At 75.4% G+C, this 18308-nt stretch carries 14 protein-coding genes; 10 read left to right on the top strand and 4 right to left on the bottom strand.

Annotated elements, in window-relative coordinates; genetic code table 11:
• Window positions 1–13: 13 nt before the first annotated feature.
• Window positions 14–256, bottom strand: coding sequence for a hypothetical protein (locus tag EMA09_RS01755; protein WP_240796189.1), 243 nt, complete (start codon window positions 254–256; stop codon window positions 14–16).
• Window positions 257–558: 302 nt separating this feature from the next.
• Here EMA09_RS01755 and EMA09_RS01750 point away from each other — a divergent pair, with 302 nt between their 5' ends.
• Window positions 559–2985 carry a nitrate- and nitrite sensing domain-containing protein gene (locus EMA09_RS01750; RefSeq protein WP_129838203.1) on the top strand — a complete coding sequence of 809 codons (2427 nt, stop codon included), beginning with the start codon at window positions 559–561 and terminating at the stop codon, window positions 2983–2985.
• Between the two features lie 9 nt (window positions 2986–2994).
• Window positions 2995–3411: a roadblock/LC7 domain-containing protein gene (locus EMA09_RS01745; protein ID WP_129838201.1), complete on the top strand. Its 417-nt coding sequence runs from the start codon at window positions 2995–2997 to the stop codon at window positions 3409–3411.
• A gap of 189 nt (window positions 3412–3600) precedes the next feature.
• On the opposite strand, the gene EMA09_RS01740 is transcribed toward EMA09_RS01745, so the two are convergent.
• Window positions 3601–4284, bottom strand: coding sequence for a M15 family metallopeptidase (locus tag EMA09_RS01740; protein WP_240796612.1), 684 nt, complete (start codon window positions 4282–4284; stop codon window positions 3601–3603).
• Between the two features lie 215 nt (window positions 4285–4499).
• Here EMA09_RS01740 and EMA09_RS01735 point away from each other — a divergent pair, with 215 nt between their 5' ends.
• Complete coding sequence (locus EMA09_RS01735; RefSeq protein ID WP_129838197.1) at window positions 4500–6545, top strand: acetoacetate--CoA ligase; 2046 nt, start codon at window positions 4500–4502, stop codon at window positions 6543–6545.
• 132 nt (window positions 6546–6677) lie between these two features.
• Window positions 6678–7523 (top strand): hypothetical protein, encoded by an 846-nt coding sequence (locus tag EMA09_RS01730; RefSeq protein ID WP_129838195.1) that lies wholly within the window; start codon window positions 6678–6680, stop codon window positions 7521–7523.
• 1207 nt (window positions 7524–8730) lie between these two features.
• Here EMA09_RS01730 and EMA09_RS01725 read toward each other — a convergent pair.
• Both EMA09_RS01725 and ptsP read right to left on the bottom strand, forming a co-directional pair.
• The gene (locus EMA09_RS01725; RefSeq protein WP_129838193.1) at window positions 8731–9813 is read right to left on the bottom strand and encodes a zinc-binding dehydrogenase; all 1083 of its coding nucleotides are present in this window, start codon (window positions 9811–9813) and stop codon (window positions 8731–8733) included.
• A 368-nt stretch (window positions 9814–10181) separates the two neighbouring features.
• A complete protein-coding gene (gene ptsP, locus EMA09_RS01720; RefSeq protein WP_129838191.1) occupies window positions 10182–11849 on the bottom strand; it encodes a phosphoenolpyruvate--protein phosphotransferase in 1668 nt (555 codons plus the stop codon).
• A gap of 174 nt (window positions 11850–12023) precedes the next feature.
• Here ptsP and EMA09_RS01715 point away from each other — a divergent pair, with 174 nt between their 5' ends.
• From EMA09_RS01715 to EMA09_RS01690, 6 genes are all read left to right on the top strand, one after another.
• A complete protein-coding gene (locus EMA09_RS01715; RefSeq protein ID WP_129838189.1) occupies window positions 12024–12635 on the top strand; it encodes a CDP-alcohol phosphatidyltransferase family protein in 612 nt (203 codons plus the stop codon).
• 135 nt (window positions 12636–12770) lie between these two features.
• Complete coding sequence (locus EMA09_RS01710; RefSeq protein ID WP_129838187.1) at window positions 12771–15266, top strand: mannose-1-phosphate guanyltransferase; 2496 nt, start codon at window positions 12771–12773, stop codon at window positions 15264–15266.
• Between the two features lie 66 nt (window positions 15267–15332).
• Window positions 15333–16235: a DUF881 domain-containing protein gene (locus tag EMA09_RS01705; RefSeq protein ID WP_168220622.1), complete on the top strand. Its 903-nt coding sequence runs from the start codon at window positions 15333–15335 to the stop codon at window positions 16233–16235.
• On the top strand, window positions 16232–16564 hold the full coding sequence (locus tag EMA09_RS01700; protein WP_129838185.1) for a small basic family protein: 333 nt from the start codon (window positions 16232–16234) through the stop codon (window positions 16562–16564). Before EMA09_RS01705 ends, EMA09_RS01700 begins: the two co-directional genes overlap by 4 nt.
• A gap of 4 nt (window positions 16565–16568) precedes the next feature.
• Entirely contained in the window at window positions 16569–17429 is an 861-nt protein-coding gene (locus EMA09_RS01695) for a DUF881 domain-containing protein (protein WP_129838183.1), read from the top strand.
• A 156-nt stretch (window positions 17430–17585) separates the two neighbouring features.
• Window positions 17586–18293 (top strand): FHA domain-containing protein, encoded by a 708-nt coding sequence (locus EMA09_RS01690; protein ID WP_240796188.1) that lies wholly within the window; start codon window positions 17586–17588, stop codon window positions 18291–18293.
• Window positions 18294–18308: the final 15 nt, after the last annotated feature.

Below are 18308 nucleotides of genomic sequence, written 5' to 3'. Positions count from 1 at the left end.
CGCCGGCCGGCCGTCAGGTGAAGGGCGGCCCGACCTCGTCCCCCCGCCGCCAGGGACGGGGCCGCGCCACGCTGCTCGGCACGGACACCACGCCGTGCCGCTGCCGCCACTGCTGCCGCGTGATCCAGATGTCGAGCACCGACCAGGTGGCCACGACGGAGCTGGCGAGCGTGCACACGAGCATCGGGAGGACCAGCCACGAGCCCGCCAGGGTGCACAGCAGCACGATGACGAGCTGAGTCAGTGTCAGGGCCACGATGATCCCGGCCCGCACACACGCCGCCCTGACCGGGTCCGGCATACGGGGTCTCGCGTACACGCCGCCTTCGCTCCCTGCACGGTGTCGAGCGGTGGGAAGTGCGCGGAAATGCCCGCGCCACCCATGGTAGAACGCCTTGCGCGCCCCCGGGGTACGGACGAGGATGAGGCACTCGGCCGCCGACCGCCCCCGGCCGCCGGGCCGATACCCGCCCCTCGTCCCCGCACCGGTAGTAGGCTCGCGCTGGCGGACGGTACGGACTCACGGGGCCGGGAGACCGATTCACCCAAGGGGAGGGCATGCGCTTTCGCGGCAAGTCGATCCGGCGGAAGGTGACGGCGCTGGTCCTGGTGCCGCTGCTGTCGCTCCTGACCGTCTGGGCGCTCGCCGTCGCCGTCACGGTGCCGGACGCCCGGGGCGCGGGCGCGGCGGGCGACGCCGCGCAGAAGCTCACCGGGCCGGTGCTCGACCTGGTCGACGCCGTGCAGCAGGAGCGCCGCCAGACCCTCGTCCAGCTCGGTGACCCCCGCCGCGCCGACGGACTCAGCGCGCTGCGCGACATCAGGGAACGCGCCACCGGGGCCGCCGAGCGGGTCGACTCCCTCGGCCGGTCGGCCGCCGGGGACCTGCCCGGCGCGGCCCGCGACCGGCTCGCCGGCCTCACCGACGCCGTCGACGGCCTGGCCACCCTGCGCGAACAGGTCGACAGCAACACCATCTCCCGCCCCGACGCCCTGGCCGCCTACACCGGCCTGGTCACCCCCGCCCTGCGCCTCCTCGACACGCTCCGCCCCACGGACGACCCCGGGCTCGCCGCGCAGGGGCACGCCCTCGTCGGCCTCGCGCGGGCGCGCGACCTCCTGTCGCAGGAGGACGCGCTCGTCTCCGGGGCGCTGGCCTTCGGCCGCACCACCGACGGCGAACTCCGCGCCCTCGCCGACCTCCTGGCGCAGCGCGACCTCGCCGAGCGGACCGCCGTCCCCGACCTCCCGATCCAGGACCGGGAGGCGTACGAGGCGTTCAGCGGCGGCGGCACCGCCCGCATCCTCGCCGACGCCGAGCAGAACCTGCTGGCCGGCCGCACCGGCACCGTCCGCCCCGACCACTGGCAGGAGGCCGCCACCACGGCGCTCGACGCCCTCGCCGAGCTGGGCGACGACGCCCGCGCCCGGTACGAGGCCGGGGTCGCGCCGGAGAGTTCGGGGCAGCGGTCGCGGGCGCTGCTGCTGCTCGTGACGGGCGCGCTCGCCCTCGCGCTGTCGGTGTGGGTGGCCGCGCGCGTGGGCCGCGACCTGGTGCGCGACCTGCGGTCGCTGTCCCGCGAGGCCAGGGACGCGGCGGAGACGCGGCTGCCGGGCGTGGTCCGCCGTCTCGCCGCCGGCGAGCACGTGGACGTGGAGACGGAGGCCCCGGTCCTCGACTACGGCGACGACGAGCTGGGCCGGATCGGACGGGCCGTCAACACCCTCCGGCGCGAGGCGGTCGGCGCCACCGTCGACCGCGCCCGCACCCGGCGCGGCATGGCCGAGGTCTTCGTGAACCTCGCGCGCCGCAGCCAGGTCCTGCTGCACCGTCAGCTCACCCTCCTGGAGACCGTCGAACGCCGCGCCGGCACGTCCGACGACGCGGGTGACCTCGTGCGCGCCGTCCATCTGGCCTCCCGGATGCGCCGGCACGCGGAGGGGCTCGTCATCCTCTCGGGCGCGGCGCCGGCCCGCCAGTGGCGCCGCCCGGAGACCCTGATGGACGTGGTGCGGGCGGCCGTCGCCGAGGTCGAGGACTTCGAACGGGTCGAGGTGCGGCTCCTGCCGCCGCTGACCGTCGCGGGCGGTGCGGTCGCCGACCTGGTGCACCTCGTCGCCGAACTCCTGGAGAACGCGACCGTCTTCTCGCCGCCCCACACGGCCGTCCAGGTCACCGGTGAGCGGGTGCCGCACGGTTTCACCCTGGAGATCCACGACCGCGGTCTCGGCATGACGGCCGACGCCCTGCGGGAGGCGAACGCGCGTCTGGCCGACGCGCCGGAGTTCGAGCCGTCCGACACGGACCGGGTGGGCCTGTTCGTCGTCTCGCGTCTCGCGGAGCGGCACGGCATCCGCGTGTCGCTGCGCGACTCCCCGTACGGCGGCACCACGGCCGTCACCCTCGTCCCGGGCGAGCTCCTCACCGAGGCCCGTGACGAGCCGCCCCGCCGCCTGTCGCACGTGCCCGGCCGACCGGCGCTGCGCGGCGGGCCGGTCGACGGGCCGGTGGAGCTGGACGCCCCGGTCGGACCGGCCGGCACCGAGCCGGGCGGCGGGGACGGCGATGTCCGCGACGGCGCCCCCGGCGAGGGCGAGCCCGGCGGCGCCCCGCCCGGGCGTCCGGGGCTGCCGCGCCGGCACCGGGCGCCGGTGCTGGTGGCCGACCACGGCCGCCCCGTCGCCCCGCCGCCCGACGACGATCCGCCGGGGCATCCGGCCGCCACGCCCGTCGGTCTGCCCCGGCGGGTCCGCGGCCCGGCCGCCCGCGGCGGCCCTGACACCAAGGACGGCCCGGACGGCCCGGACGGCCCGGACGCCGAGGGTGCCGGCGTCCGCGGCGTCCCGTCCGGCGACGACCCGCCCGAGCTGGACGCCGAAGCGGTGCGCGCCCGCGTGGCGGCCCTCCAGCGCGGCTGGCGGCGCGGCCGGCAGCAGACCGGCGGCCCCCCGTCCGACGGAACCCCCGCAAGCCCCGAACCGTGAGGCAGGACCATGAGTGAACTTCCCAACGGCCCCGGAGGGATCGGCGGCCTGCTGGACGAACTGGCCGACCGGGTCCCGGGGGTCAGGCACGCCCTGCTGCTGGCGGCGGTCGGCCTGCCCCGCGGCGCGTCGCGCGGCCTCGGCCAGAGCGCGGGTGAGCAGCTCGCCGCCGTGGCCTCGGGTTTCCACAGCCTCGCGCGGGGCGTCGGGCGGCACTTCGGGACCGGCGCGGTGCGGCAGACCCTCGTGGAACTCGACGGCGCGTTCGTCCTCGTCACGGCCGCCGGGCAGGGCGCCGCGCTCGCGGTGATGGCCGAGCCCGACGCCGACTTGGGACAGGTCGCCTACGAGATGGCGCTGCTGGTGAAACGGGCCGCCCCGCTGCCGTCGGCCCCGCCCGGCGACGACCCGTACGGCCCCGCCTGAGCACACGGCCGGCGCGGCCACGGCGCCCGCCGTCCGGCGGAGATCTCCGTCCGGCGTCGCCCAGGTCGCGAAACGGTGACAACGCCGGGGTCCGGCGAACCGTCCCGTGCCCGTACCGCGTGGAAGGCACCGAGCGCGGTGGCCCGGGACCGACGGGGGTGGTTCCGGGCGCCGCGTCGTCGCTCCGGCTCAGTCGCGCAGCACGCCGCGCTCCACCGGGAAGTCGAAGTACGTGTCGGGGAAGGGCTCGGCGCCGTAGGTGAAGTGCCACCACTCCGTCTCCACCGGGACGAAGCCCTGCGCGGTCATCGCCTCCCTGAGCACGGCCCGCGCGGAGCGCTGATCCTCGCTCAACCCATCGGCGTCCGGGTGGGACTTCGGGTCGAAGAAGTCGAACCCGGTCCCCATGTCCACCGGTTCGCCGTCACGCCGCAGCGTCAGGTCCACGGTGCTGCCCCTGCTGTGCCCGGACCGCTCGGCCAGGTAGCCCTCGTCGAACAGCCGGTCCTTCCGCACCCGGGGGTAGAACTCGTCCTTCGTGCGCGTGTCGTCCGTGTCGTCCGCCCAGCGGAGGAACCGGTCGACGGCCCGCTGCGGCCGGTAGCAGTCGTACACCAGCAGCGCGTACCCGCGTCTGCGCACGGCGCGCTGCACGCGGCGCAGGGCGCGCGCGGCGTCCTGCGTGAGGAGGCATTCGGCCTCGCGGTAGCCGTCGACGGGCTCGCCGGTGAAGTTGTGGTCGCCGGCGTACCGGATGTCCTGGCCGATGGACGGCGCGACGTCCCGCAGCGCCGTGAACTCCGCCGGCGCCCGCTCCCGCCCGCCGTCACCGCCGTCCGGCGCCCCGGCACCGACGGGACCGGTCAGGAGCACGCCGGCGAACGCGGCGGCTGCGGCGAGACCCGCGGCTGCGGTGGTTCGACGGCGCACGCCCCACACCTACCAGCGCCGGCCGTGCCCCGACAGCCGGGACGGCCCGGCGCGCGGCGTCCGGGTGGCGCGGCCCTGGAAAAGCGGCCGGGGCACCTGGCATCGTCCTGGTGAGCAGCCGGGACGACCGGCGTCCGCCGAGCGCGCAGGGAGCCGCCATGACCGTCGAGACGTCAGGAACCGCCGCCTCAGCCCCCGGTCCCGCACCGCTGTGGCGCCCCGCGCCCGAACGGGTGGCCGGCGCCCGGCTCACCGCGTTCCACGCCTGGGCCGCGACACGGTACGGCGCCCCCGCGCCGGGGGCGGGCGATCCGGGCGCGGACTACGCGGCGCTGCACCACTGGTCCGTCACCGACCTCGACGCCTTCTGGCGCTCGGTCGCCGACTGGTTCGACGTGCGCTTCCGCACGCCGTACGACCGCGCCCTGGCCGACCGTGCGATGCCGGGCGCCCGCTGGTTCCCCGGCGCCACCCTCAACTACGCGGAGCACGCCCTGCGCGCGGCCGACGACCCGCTGAACGCCGACCGGCCCGCCCTCCTGCGCGTGGACGAACGCCTGGAGCCCGAGCCCGTCACCTGGGCGGAACTGCGGGACCGGGTGGGCGCGCTCGCCGCAGCGCTGCGCGGCCTCGGCGTGCGCCCCGGGGACCGGGTCAGCGGCTACCTGCCCAACATCCCCGAGGCCGTGATCGCCCTGCTCGCCACGGCGGCGGTCGGCGCCGTGTGGACCTCCTGCGCACCGGACTTCGGGGTGCGGGCCGTCCTCGACCGCTTCCGGCAGGTCGAGCCGGTCGTGCTGTTCGCCGTCGACGGCTACCGCCACGGCGGCCGGGTCCACGACCGCGCCGACACCGTCGCCGCGCTGCGCCGGGGCCTGCCGGGGCTGCGGGCGACCGTCCACGTGCCGCTGCTCGGGTCACCGGCGCCGGAGGGCGCCCTCGACTGGGCGGAGCTGACGGCCGGCGGGGAGCCGCCCGTCTTCGAGGCGGTGCCGTTCGACCACCCCCTGTGGGTGCTGTACTCGTCCGGCACGACCGGGCTGCCGAAGGCGATCGTCCACTCCCAGGGCGGCATCCTCCTCGAACACCTGAAGCAGATCGGCCTGCACTGCGACCTGGGGCCGGGCGACCGGTTCTACTGGTACACGTCCACCGGCTGGATGATGTGGAACTTCCTCGTCTCCGCCCTCCTCACCGGCACGACCGCCGTCCTGCACGACGGCAGCCCCGTCCACCCGGCCACGGACGCCCAGTGGCGCGTCGCCGAGCGCACGCGCGCCACCGTCCTCGGCACCTCCGCCTCCTACGTCATGGCCTGCGCCAAGGCCGGCGTCCGCCCGGGCCGCGACCTCGACCTGTCCGCCACCCGCTGCGTCGCGACGACCGGTTCGCCGCTGCCGCCGGACGGTTTCAGGTGGCTCCACGAGGAGGCGGGCGCCGGCCTGTGGATCGCCTCCGTCAGCGGCGGCACGGACGTGTGCAGCTGCTTCGCCGGCGCCGTGCCGACCCTGCCGGTGTGGCCGGGCGAGCTGCAGGCGCCCGGCCTCGGCACGGCGCTCGGCGCCTGGAGCGACGACGGTGTGCCGCTGACCGACGAGGTCGGCGAACTCGTCGTCACCGCCCCGATGCCGTCGATGCCCGTCGGTTTCTGGAACGACCCGGGCGGCGACCGTTACCGGGACAGCTACTTCACCGTCTTCCCCGGGGTGTGGCGGCACGGCGACTGGACGACCCTCACCTCCCGCGGCACGGTCGTGATCCACGGCAGGTCCGACTCCACGCTGAACCGGCAGGGGGTGCGCATGGGGTCGGCCGACATCTACGAGACGGTGGAGCGCCTGCCGGAGATCGCCGAGGCCCTGGTCGTGGGCGTCGAGGAACCGGGCGGCGCGTACTGGATGCCGCTGTTCGTCCGGCTCGCGCCCGGCGCCGTCCTGGACGACGGACTGCGCGGCCGTGTCACCGCCGCCCTGCGCGGCGAACTCTCGCCCCGCCATGTGCCCGACGAGATCATCGAGGTTCCCGGGCTCCCGCACACCCTGACGGGCAAGCGGCTCGAAGTCCCCGTGAAGCGCGTCCTCCAGGGCACGGCCCTCACCGCGGCGGTGAACCCCGGCTCGGTCGACGACCCGGCGCTCCTCGGCTTCTTCGAGCGCCTCGCGCGCGAGCGGTCCGTTGTCAGACCCTCCGATTACGGTGGGTGACCGAACGTCGATCCACCGACAACTGGGGGAAACCATGCCGTTCACCACCAGGCGCACCCGCCGCCTCAGCCGTGCCCGCCGGGACCGCGGGGACCGGGCCGCGCCGCCCGCCGGCGCGAGAGCGCCGGCACGGTGGCGATCGTCGCGGACGAGGCCGGCTTCGCCCGCATGCGCCGCTACCCGACCTTCACCCACACCGACCACGCCGGGTACCTCCGGTGGGCGGAGGACCTGCTGCGGTCCCTCGCCGGCAGCCACGGGCACACCAGCGTCGCCCTGTTCGACCCGTCCGGTTTCGCCGACTACTGCGCCCGTGCCGGGCTCGACCAGGACAGTCCGGCCAGCCGCGCCCGCTACACGGCCGAGGTCGCGGCCCGCGGCGCCACCGTCCCCTACGAGGGCCAGCCCATCGAACGGCTCGTGCCCGACCTCCTCGCCGCGCACCTGCGCCAGGAGAGCTGGGAGCTGGGCACCGACCTGCTCGCCGCCGCGGGGGACTGCGCCGGGTGCGCGGCACCCCTCGCGCGCTGCGCCTTCGAGCGGGCCGCGTCGCTGCTCACCACGGCCGTCGGCCGTGCGGCGCCCGGCACGCACCATCTCGTCGCGAGCCTCATGACCGGCCCGGGGCCGCTCACGGCCGTGCTCGACGCGCTGGTCGCGGCGGACGGGGCCGTGCGGGTGCCCGAGCACGACGCGCTGGTCATGTGCACGGTGCTGGCGGCCGGCCTCGCCACCGGCGACCCGGGCGGCCTGGTCCTGCGGTCGGTGCCCTCCGCCACACCGGGCCGCGAGCACGTGCGGGGCTGGAGCCTGCGCGACGGCCGGCTGCGGGCGCTCACGGAGGCGGAGGTGTTCGCCGCCTACTGCACCGACGCGAGAACGGGGGAGCCGGTACCGCCCGAACCCGGCGTGACCTACGGGACGGCTCCGACGATCCCCGTGCCACCCTGCCCGCCCGGAACGCGGGACCGGCCCTGACGGAGCCGCACGCCCCGGCGGCGGAACGGCGAAGGGGCCGGCGACCGGCACCGCCGGACGGGTGCCGGCGGTGAGGCCGCGCCCGGCGCGGGACTCCGGGGGTATCCCGGCCCCGTGCCGGGGCGCCCGCCACGGGATTCCGGTGACCGCCGGTGGTGACGCCCCGGCGTCACCACCGGCGGTCGGGAACGACCGGACGGTTCCGGCCCGGCCTGTGCGTTGGGGGCGGCGGTGTGTCACTGCCCGGCGCGGGTTCCCGGCACGTCGGACCCGTGCGGCCGCGGGAACGGCCCGGAGGACGCCGTGTCGTCGCGCCCGTCCGGTCCGGTGGCACGGCCGGCGGTCGGGAACGGCCCGGCGGTGCGTCACTGTGCAGCGCGCGCTCCGGGATCCACCGGTCATTCCCCCGGCGGCCGTGAGGAATGGTCCGGACAGCCGGGCTGTACGGGTGGCGAGTCCTCGTCCTGCGCGAGTTCCGGGCGCGTGCCGCCGGCGGCGGGGACGACTCCGGTGCCGCCCTCCCGCGCGGACCGCCTGGCGGGCGGTGGACGGTGGGAGTCCGCCCGGCACGGGGCTCTGCGGCCGGGGGCCGGCCCTCCGGTGTGGTGCGGGGTCCCGGGCCGCCGGCCCTGGCGGAGGCGGGGGTGCGTCGGAGGGACGGAGGTCCCGGTGTCACCCGCCGCCCGGACTCCTGGGCGCGCGTGGGCGGTTGCTCCTGCCGGGCTCTGCGGTCGGGGGGTCCGGACCTCGGTGGGGGCGTTGCCCGGCGCGGGGTTCCGGAGGGGGAGGCGGCGACGTGCCGGAGGGGCGGAGGTCCCGGTGTCGCCCTCCCGCGCGGACCGCCTGGCGGGCGTGGGGCGCTGAGTCTCCGCCCGGCGTGTGGTCCCGGGGCTCTCGTCTCCGTGTCGGGCAGCCGCCGCAGGGGTGACGGCCCGGCGGCGGGTTTTCACCGGACACGGTCCACAGGGGCGTCCCGGTCCCTCGCCGGGGCGGCTGCCGCGGTGTTCCGGCGCACCTTGCGGCCGGGAGTCACTCGGACGACGCCGGTTCCGCTGTCTCCGTCAGTGCCGCCGCGAAGTCCTCGTGGCCGGGGCGGCCGGGGCGGTTGCCGCGCTGCTCCGCCCGGCCCGTCTGCCGTACGGGTGGCTCGCGCGGCTTCCGGTCCCGGGTGCCGGCGCCCGCCGCTGCGGCGCGGTGGCCGTGCGGTCTACGCCGCGTCGGGCGCGGTGGCGGGGAGATCCCAGGGACGCAGCACGATCTTCCCCACGTGCGTCCTGCGGGCGAGTTCCTCCTGGGCACGGGCTGCCTGCTCCAGGGGATGCACGGCGGCGATGACGGGCCGGATCCCGCCCCGGCGTGCCAGGTCCATGAGGAGCCCGAAGTGCGCCGGCGTGTGCATCGCCGAGCCGATGAGCTGCGCGTTGTGCAGGTAGAGACGGCGCACGTCGAAGGTCACCGTGTGCCCGCCGAGCGCACCGGCGACGACCCACCGGCCGCCCTCGCGCAGCAGCGGAAGCCCCGTGCTCACCAGGTCCCCGGCGACGACGTCGAGTGCCACGTCGACGCCCTCGGGCGCGGCGGCGCGGACCTGCTCGCCGATGTCCCGCGCCCGGTCGATGACATCGTGCGCTCCCGCGTCGCGCACCGCGTCGATCTTGCGTCCACTGCTCACGGCGAGCACCCGCGCACCCCGGGCACGGGCGATCTGCACCGCCGCGAGCCCCACACCGCCGGACGCCCCGGAGACCAGGACGGTCTCCCCGGGCAGCAGCCGGCTGCGTTCGATCATGCCGAGCGCCGTGCCGTAGGCGGTCGGCAGCGCGGCGAGCTGGTCGTCCGTCAGCGGGGACCCGGTCACGTCGTGCACCTGCCCGGCCGGCGCCGTCACATACCCGGCGTACCCGCCGTCACGCTCGCTCCCCATCAGGCCGACCGGGTTCGCGTCCCGGCCTTCCGCGTCGTAGATCGCAGGATCGACGACCACCCGCCGGCCGACCAGGCGCCCGTCCGCTCCGTCGCCGGCCGCCACGACCCGGCCGGCGACATCCGCGCCCTGGATGCGCGGGAAATCGAGCGGGCCGCGCCAGCCCGACAGCGCGTCCGGGTCCCCCGGGCGGCCGTAGGCGCCCTCCCTGGTCCACAGGTCGGTGTTGTTCAGGGCCACCGCGCCCACCCTGACCAGGACCTCACCCGGTCCCGGCGCCGGCACGGGCACCTCCGCCGCTTCGAGGACCTCCGGCCCTCCGTGCCTCGTGATCCGCACCGCGCGCATGGTCCCGGACACGCCCATCGCCTCCGCATCTCCTCACACACTCACCGAACTCGTGCGCACCCGCCGCGGTGCGCCGGCCGGCGAAGGGGCGTTCCACGGGATGCGGGGGCACCGGCATCGGCCGGCCACCGCGTCGCGACGGCTGCCGGGACGTTCTTGCTGGCTGCATGTCCACGACGGCCGGCGCGCGCCCGGCCGACCGGGTGCCCCGGCGCGTGCCCGGCCAATCCCGCCCCGGCGGCCGGCGGACCGCCGCCGGCGGTGCCACGGCGCGGACGACGGGACCGCGGTGTGCCGGTGCGCCCCGGCGTACGGCGGCGGGGCGCCCGCGCCGCGCGGGCCGTCACCCGCCCGCCGCCGCGCGCCCCGGTCGGCCGCCGCGCCCGTCACTCCCCGGACAACACCGCGTGCGCCGCAGTCCGCGCCTCCGGCGCGCCGTCCGCCGCGCGCGCCGCCGCGGCGGCCCGCTCGCACTGCGCCAGCGTGTGCTTCCGCAGCGCCGCACGCACCGGCGCGATCGCCCCCGGGCTCATCGACAGGCTCGTCACCCCGAGCCCCGCGAGCACGCACGCCAGCAGCGGATCGGCCGCCGCCTCCCCGCACACGCCGCAGCTCCTGCCCTCCGCCGCCGCGGCATCCGCCGCCATCGCCACCAGGTCGAGCAGCGCCGGCTGCCACGGGTCCTGCCACCGCGCCACGCCGCCCACCTGGCGGTCCGCAGCGAACGTGTACTGCGCGAGGTCGTTCGTCCCGAGCGACAGGAACTCCACCTCCTGCAGCAGCGCCCGCGCCCGCAGCGCCGCGGCCGGCACCTCGACCATCACCCCGGCCTTCGCGTGCAGCCCCGCGGCGCGGCACGCCTCGGCGAACGCCCGCGCGTCCGCCCGGTCCGCCACCATCGGCGCCATCACCTCCAGGTGCACCGGCAGCCCCTCCGCCGCGTCGGCGAGGGCACCGAGCTGCGCCGCCAGCACCTCCGGATGGTCCAGCAGCGCCCGCAGGCCCCGCACGCCCAGCGCCGGGTTCGGCTCGTCCCCCGGTGTCAGGAACGGCAGCGGCTTGTCCGCCCCGGCGTCCAGCACCCGCGCCACGACCCGCCCCTCCGGGAACGCGCTCAGCACCTCCCGGTACACCCCGGCCTGCTCCTCGCGCGACGGCGCACGGCCGCTCTCCAGGAACAGGAACTCCGTCCGGAACAGCCCGACCCCCTCCGCGCCGGCGTCGAGCGCCGCCGCGACATCACCCGGACGGCCGATGTTGGCGAGCAGCGGCACCGTGTGCCCGTCCGACGTGACGCCGGGACCCGTCACCCGGGACAGCGCCGCCCGCCGCGCCGCCGCCTCCTCCGCCAGCTCGGCCCGCCGCTTCGGCCCCGGCGCGACGACCACCTCGCCCGTGCTGCCGTCCACCGCGACGACCGTGCCCTCGGCGACCTCGCGCGCCCCCGGCAGCGCGACCACCGCCGGCACCCCGAGCGCACGCGCCAGGATCGCGCTGTGGCTGGTCGGCCCGCCTTCCTCGGTGACGAACCCGAGCACCAGGCGCGTGTCCAGCAGCGCCGTGTCGGCCGGCGCGAGGTCCCGCGCGATCAGCACGTACGGCTCCTCGCTGTCCGGGACACCGGGGATCGGCACGCCCAGCAGCCGCGCCACGATCCGGTTGCGCACGTCCTCCAGATCGGCGACCCGCCCGGCCAGGTAGCCGCCCGCGCCGGCCAGCAGCGCGCGGTACGACGCCAGCGCGTCGGACACCGCCCGTTCGGCCGTGGCACCCACCCCGACACGCCGCTCCACGTCCGCGAGCAGCTCGGGGTCGATGGCCATCAGCGCCTGGGCCTCCAGCACCTCCTGCGCCTCACCGCCCGCGAGGTTCCCCCGCGCGCGCAGGTCGGCCGCCACCGCCTCGGCGGCGCGCCGCGCCCTGGCCACCTCGCGCGGCACCTCCGCCGGCGGGACCTGGCGGTCCGGCAGATCGAGCACCGCCGTCCCCAGATGCCGTACCTCGCCGATCGCCACACCGTGACTGACGCCGACGCCCCGAAGCCTGGTCTCCATCACACCCGCCTTGCGCGTCCGATGACCGACGGCCACGGTTCCGGGCCGCAAACCACATAAAAGCCTAAGTCACGGCGATCGGCCCCTCCGGCCGCGCCGCCGGCCGGGGTCGGTAGAGTTCTGGGGCACGACGACAACCGGGACACCGGCACGGGGACAACAGGAGGCTTCCGGGTGGAGGTCCAGGAGACACGCATTCAGACGGATCGCGTCCTCACCATTCCGAACATCCTCAGCATGGCCCGGCTCGTCGGCGTACCGGTGTTCCTCTGGCTCGTCCTCTCCCCGGTCTTCGACGGCCCCGACCTCGACGGCTGGGCGCTCCTCGTCCTCGCGGCGAGCGGCGTCAGCGACTACCTCGACGGCAAACTGGCCCGCCGCTGGAACCAGATCAGCGCCCTCGGCCGCGTCCTCGACCCCGCGGCGGACCGCCTCTACATCCTGTCCACCCTCGTCGGCCTCACCTGGCGGGACATCCTGCCGCTGTGGCTCACCGGGCTGCTCCTCGCGAGGGAGCTGACGCTCCTCGTCATGGTCTGGCGCCTCGACCGGCACGGCTATGCCCCGCCCCAGGTGAACTTCCTCGGCAAGGCCGCCACATTCAACCTCATGTACGCCTTCCCGCTGCTTCTCCTCAGTGACGGAAGTGGCTGGGTGGCGTCACTCGCTGCTATTTTCGGATGGGCGTTCGCAGGCTGGGGTACAGGGCTGTACTGGTGGGCAGGGATTCTCTACGTGGTCCAGGTCCGTCGTCTGCTGAAGGCGGATCATCCCACCGCCGACTGAGCTCGCCCTGGCAGTGTCGCAGGGGCCTGGCGCCCGCATGTGCCGCACTATTCCGGGGAGCCACCCCGGGCCTGGGCCCCTCCAGACGGGCGCGGTCGGAGTGACTGACGAATCCTCAAGGAGGACACTTCCGATATGAAGGCCGTAGTAATGGCTGGTGGCGAAGGCACCCGGCTTCGCCCGATGACCGCGAGCATGCCGAAACCGCTGCTGCCCGTGGCGAACCGTCCGATCATGGAGCACGTCCTGCGGCTCCTGAAGCGCCACGGCCTGACCGAGACCGTGGTCACCGTGCAATTCCTCGCCTCCCTCGTCAAGAACTATTTCGGCGACGGCGAGGAACTGGGAATGGACCTCACCTACGCCCATGAGGAAAAGCCCCTCGGTACCGCCGGCAGCGTGAAGAACGCCGAGGACGCGCTGAAGGACGACTCGTTCCTCGTGATTTCCGGTGACGCCCTCACCGACTTCGACCTCACCGATCTGATCCGCTACCACAAGGAACGCGGCGCCCTCGTCACGGTCTGCCTCACCCGCGTCCCGAACCCCCTCGAATTCGGCATCACCATCGTCGACGAGAACGGCCGGGTCGAGCGTTTCCTGGAGAAGCCGACCTGGGGCCAGGTCTTCTCCGACACCGTCAACACCGGTATCTACGTCATGGAGCCCGAGGTCTTCGACTACGTCGAGGCCGACGCCTCCGTCGACTGGTCCGGCGACGTCTTCCCCCGCCTGATGAAGGAGGGCAAGCCCATCTACGGCTATGTCGCCGAGGGCTACTGGGAGGACGTCGGCACCCACGAGAGCTATGTGAAGGCCCAGGCCGACGTGCTGGAGGGCAAGGTCGACGTCGAGATCGACGGCTTCGAGATCTCGCCCGGCGTCTGGGTCGCCGAGGGCGCCGAGGTCCACCCCGACGCGAAGCTCCGCGGCCCCCTCTACATCGGCGACTACGCGAAGATCGAGGCCGGCGCCGAGCTGCGCGAGCACACCGTCGTCGGCTCCAACGTCGTCGTCAAGTCGGACGCCTTCCTGCACCGCGCCGTCGTCCACGACAACGTCTACATCGGCCCCCAGACGAACCTGCGCGGCTGCGTCATCGGCAAGAACACCGACGTCATGCGCGCCGCCCGCATCGAGGACGGCGCCGTCATCGGCGACGAGTGCCTGATCGGCGAGGAATCCATCGTCCAGGGCAATGTGCGCGTCTACCCGTTCAAGACGATCGAGGCCGGCGCGTTCGTCAACACCTCCGTCATCTGGGAGTCCCGGGGCCAGGCCAACCTCTTCGGCGCCCGCGGCGTCTCCGGCATCCTCAACGTTGAGATCACTCCCGAGCTGGCGGTCCGCCTCGCCAGTGCCTACGCCACCACCCTCAAGAAGGGCTCGACCGTCACCACCGCCCGGGACCACTCCCGCGGCGCGCGCGCCCTCAAGCGGGCCGTGATCTCCGCGCTGCAGGCCAGCGCCATCGACGTCCGCGACCTGGAGAACGTGCCGCTGCCCGTCGCCCGCCAGCAGACCGCCCGCGGCAGCGCCGGCGGCGTCATGATCCGCACCACGCCGGGCGTGCCGGACTCCGTCGACATCATGTTCTTCGACGAGCGCGGCGCGGACCTCTCCCAGGCCCGCCAGCGCAAGCTGGACCGCGTGTACGCCCGCCAGGAGTACCGCCGCGCGTTCCCCGGCGAGATCGGCGACCTGGCGTTCCCCGCCAGCGTCTTCGACGCCTACACCGGGTCCGTCCTGCGCGCCGTGGACACCACGGGCGTCGCCGACTCCGGCCTGAAGATCGTCGTGGACGCCGCCAACGGCAGCGCCGGACTCGTCCTGCCGAGCCTCCTCGGGCGGCTCGGCGTGGACGCCCTCACCATCAACCCCGGCCTCGACGAGAGCCGCCCCACCGAGACCGCCGAGGCACGCCGCGCCGGTCTGGTGCGGCTCGGCGAGATCGTGGCCTCGTCCCGCGCCGCGTTCGGTGTCCGCTTCGACCCGGTCGGCGAACGGTTCGCCCTCGTGGACGAGCGCGGCCGCATCATCGAGGACCAGCGCGCCCTGCTCGTCATGCTCGACCTGGTGGCCGCCGAGCGCCGCAGCGGCCGCGTCGCCCTCCCGGTGACGACGACCCGCATCGCCGAGCAGGTCGCCGCCTACCACGGCACCGAGGTCGAGTGGACCACCACATCGCCCGACGACCTCACCCGTGTCGCCCACAAGGAGGGCTCCGTCTTCGGCGGCGACGGCCAGGGCGGCTTCATCGTCCCCGAGTTCAGCTCCGTCTTCGACGCCACCGCCGCGTTCGCCCGGCTCGTCGGCCTCGTCGCCCGCACCCAGCTCTCGCTCAGCCAGATCGAGGCGCGCATCCCCAGGGCGCACGTGCTGCACCGCGACATCGCCACCCCCTGGGCCATCAAGGGCCTGGTCATGCGGCGCGTCGTGGAGGCGGCGGGCGACCGGTCGGTGGACACGACGGACGGCGTGCGCGTCGTCGAGTCCGACGGCCGGTGGATCCTCGTCCTGCCCGACCCGGCCGAGGCCGTCACCCACCTGTGGGCCGAGGGCCCCGACGACGCGGCCGCGCAGGAACTCCTCGACAGCTGGGCGGGGGTCGTCGACAGCGCGGAGCACTGACCCGACGCCGCGTCAACGGGCCTGGCCACCGGCCCGTTTCGCCCCTGCACGGCATGGCGTGCAATCATGCCCGCCATGCCACAGCAGGAGCCCGGCCCGCGCCGCCCCGCGCGCCCCGACGCCTCCATGTCCTTGCTGACCACCGTCATGAGCCACACCCTCGACGAGGGGTACGCGGCCGCGGCGGCCGGCCGGCGGGCGTCGGGGAGCGCACCGCTGCCCCGTACGCTCCGGGCGCGGCTGTGGCTGGCGGGCGGCCTGCTGCTCGCGGCGGCCGTGGTCACCCTGGGGGCCGCCCAGGCCCGCGAGGACGCCCCCGCGGTCGCGCGGGAGCGTGCCGAGCTGCTGGAGCGCGTCGAGGCGGACGGTGCCCGCCTCGACGCCCTCGACGCCGACATCGACGCCCTGCGGGACGAGGTCGCCGCGCTGCGCGACGAGGCCCTGGACGACGACGGGCCGGGCGAGGACGATGTCGTCGCGCTGCTCGCCGGCGAGACGCCGGTGACCGGCCCCGGCGTCGAGGTGACCCTCGACGACGCCCCGGACGCCGCCCGGCCCGGCGACTCGCGCGTCGACGGCTTCACCGACACCGGGCGCGTCCGCGACCGCGACCTCCAGCGGGTCGTCAACGGCCTGTGGCAGGCGCGCGCCGAGGCGATATCCATCAACGGTCACCGGCTCACCGCCCTGACCGCCATCCGCGCCGCGGGCGACGCCGTCCTCGTCGACAACCGGCCGCTGGTCCCGCCGTACACCGTCCTCGCGGTCGGTGACCCGGAAGCTCTGGCGGCCGGTCTCGACGGCGGACTCGCGGGGGAGTACCTGCGCGCGCTCCACGACGAGTACGGCATCCGGGTGAACAGCGGGGTCCGTGACGACCTCGCGCTGCCCGCCGCCACGAGCCTCGCCACCCGTGTCGCCGTCCCGGCGGCCGCCGGCGGCGCGGCGGGAGAGGGGAACCAGCAGTGATCGCCGTTCTCGGCCTGGTGGCCGGAGTCGTCGCGGGTGTCCTCACCCGGCCGGTCGTGCCCGCGGGGGTGGAGCCCTACCTGCCGATCGCCGTGGTCGCCGCGCTCGACGCGGTCTTCGGCGGCCTGCGCGCCATGCTGGACCGGGTCTTCGACGACAAGGTCTTCGTCGTCTCCTTCCTGTCGAACGTCACGGTGGCCGCGCTGATCGTCTTCCTCGGCGACGAGCTGGGTGTCGGCTCGCAGCTCTCCACGGGCGTCGTGGTCGTCCTCGGTGTCCGGATCTTCTCGAACGCCGCGGCCATCCGCCGGCACGTCCTCGGAGCGTGAGCCGGTGACCGGCACACCGCCCCGGGAGCACCCGGACGGAGCAGCGGACGGTATCCGCGGAACGGACGCGGACACCCCGCCGTCCCAGGACACCGCCACCGGAGCGGCGGGGGACGGCGACGACGGCGGGCCGGCCGCGTCCCGGCCCGCGGGCGCGCGGCTCCTGCTGGCGGCCCTGTGGCCGCCGCGCGCGACCGGCAGCCAGTTCGTCGCCGCCGGGCTGCTGTTCGTCCTCGGCCTCGGCCTGGCGATCCAGGTCCGCGCCGCGAACAGCGAGGACACGGCCCTGGCCGGCGCCCGTACCGAGGACCTGGTGCGCATCCTCAGCGACCTCGACGACCGCGCCGCGCGCCTTGAGGCCGAGCGCGCCGACCTGGAGCGGCAGCGCACCGAACTGGAGAACAGCTCGGACCAGGCCGAGGAGGCCCGCCGGCAGAACGAGGAGCGTGCCGGCCGCCTCGGCGTCCTCGCCGGCACCGAGGCCGCCAGGGGGCCGGGCATCACGCTGCGCATCGCCGATCCGCTCGGCACGGTCGAGGCGGATATGCTGCTGGACGCGGTGCAGGAACTGCGCGCGGCGGGCGCCGAGGCCATCCAGATCAACGAGGTCAGGATCGTCGCGGAGACCGCCTTCACGGACGACAACGGCGGCATCCGGCTGGACGGCCGCCCGGTCTCCGCGCCCTACCTCGTCCGGGCCATCGGCCGGCCCCAGGACCTGGAACCGGCGCTGAACATCCCGGGCGGAGTGGTCCAGTCGCTGGAGAACGATCAGGCGTCCGTGAGCGTTGAGCGGTCGGAGACGATCACGGTGGACGCCTTGCGGTCGCCGGAGCAGCCTGACTACGCTCAGTCGTCACCGTGATCGCCCGCGACGCGGGGGCTGCCCGGCCCCGGTGGCGCTGGGTGAGGGAAACTGAACGGGGGCCGCGGACGTTGTCGGAAGTGACCGCGGTGGCCGGTGAGAGAGAATGGACCATCCCGCCGCGGGCGGGACGGGCTAGGTGCGAGGGGATCGCTGGTGAGTTTTTTCGCTCGGTTGTTCGGTAGGCGTCAGAGCGGCATGCACAGTGCCGCGCGGCCCCGAGCCCGCCAGCATGGCGACACGCCAGCGACGGCGTCCGGCGCCGAGCAGGGACGGCCGTTGTTCCGCGACGAGGTCGGGGCGCCCGGCGGGATAGGCTCCCAGGGCTCCGCCGACGGCACGCTGACCTGCTCCCGCTGCGGTCACCGCATCGCGGGGACCAGCCGTTTCTGCTCCAACTGCGGCAACCCGCTGCGCCCCGGCGCCGAGGGCTCGTCGGAGACCACCTCCACGATCTCCATCAGCGGCCTCGAGGCGTACGAGGCCGAGATCACCGGGCAGCACCCCGCCCCCGCGCTGTCCGCCGAGGCCCAGGCCGCCGTGGACGCGCTGCCGCCCGGCTCCGCGCTGCTGATCGTCCGCCGCGGCCCGAACTCCGGCAGCCGCTTCCTCCTGGACAGCGAGCAGACCACGGCCGGCCGTCACCCGCAGTGCGACATCTTCCTGGACGACGTGACGGTCTCCCGCCGTCACGTGGAGTTCCGGCGCGAGCCGGACGGCTCCTTCAGCGCCAGCGACGTGGGCAGCCTCAACGGCACCTACGTCAACCGGGAGCCGATCGACTCGGTGGTCCTGGCCAACGGCGACGAGGTCCAGATCGGCAAGTACCGGCTGGTGTTCTTCGCCAGCAGGCACGGATTCTGACCGCCCCCACCGGGG

This window comes from Streptomyces sp. RFCAC02 (genome assembly GCF_004193175.1).
GTDB lineage: Bacteria > Actinomycetota > Actinomycetes > Streptomycetales > Streptomycetaceae > Streptomyces.
This window is presented reverse-complemented; position numbering and strand designations above follow the sequence as displayed.

Coding starts and splice junctions, on each gene's coding strand:
- EMA09_RS01750 (WP_129838203.1), top strand. CDS start 559: ATGCGCTTTCGCGGCAAGTCGATCCGGCGGAAGGTGACGGCGCTGGTC.
- EMA09_RS01745 (WP_129838201.1), top strand. CDS start 2,995: ATGAGTGAACTTCCCAACGGCCCCGGAGGGATCGGCGGCCTGCTGGAC.
- EMA09_RS01735 (WP_129838197.1), top strand. CDS start 4,500: ATGACCGTCGAGACGTCAGGAACCGCCGCCTCAGCCCCCGGTCCCGCA.
- EMA09_RS01725 (WP_129838193.1), bottom strand. CDS start 9,813: ATGGGCGTGTCCGGGACCATGCGCGCGGTGCGGATCACGAGGCACGGA.
- ptsP (WP_129838191.1), bottom strand. CDS start 11,849: ATGGAGACCAGGCTTCGGGGCGTCGGCGTCAGTCACGGTGTGGCGATC.
- EMA09_RS01710 (WP_129838187.1), top strand. CDS start 12,771: ATGAAGGCCGTAGTAATGGCTGGTGGCGAAGGCACCCGGCTTCGCCCG.
- EMA09_RS01705 (WP_168220622.1), top strand. CDS start 15,333: ATGCCCGCCATGCCACAGCAGGAGCCCGGCCCGCGCCGCCCCGCGCGC.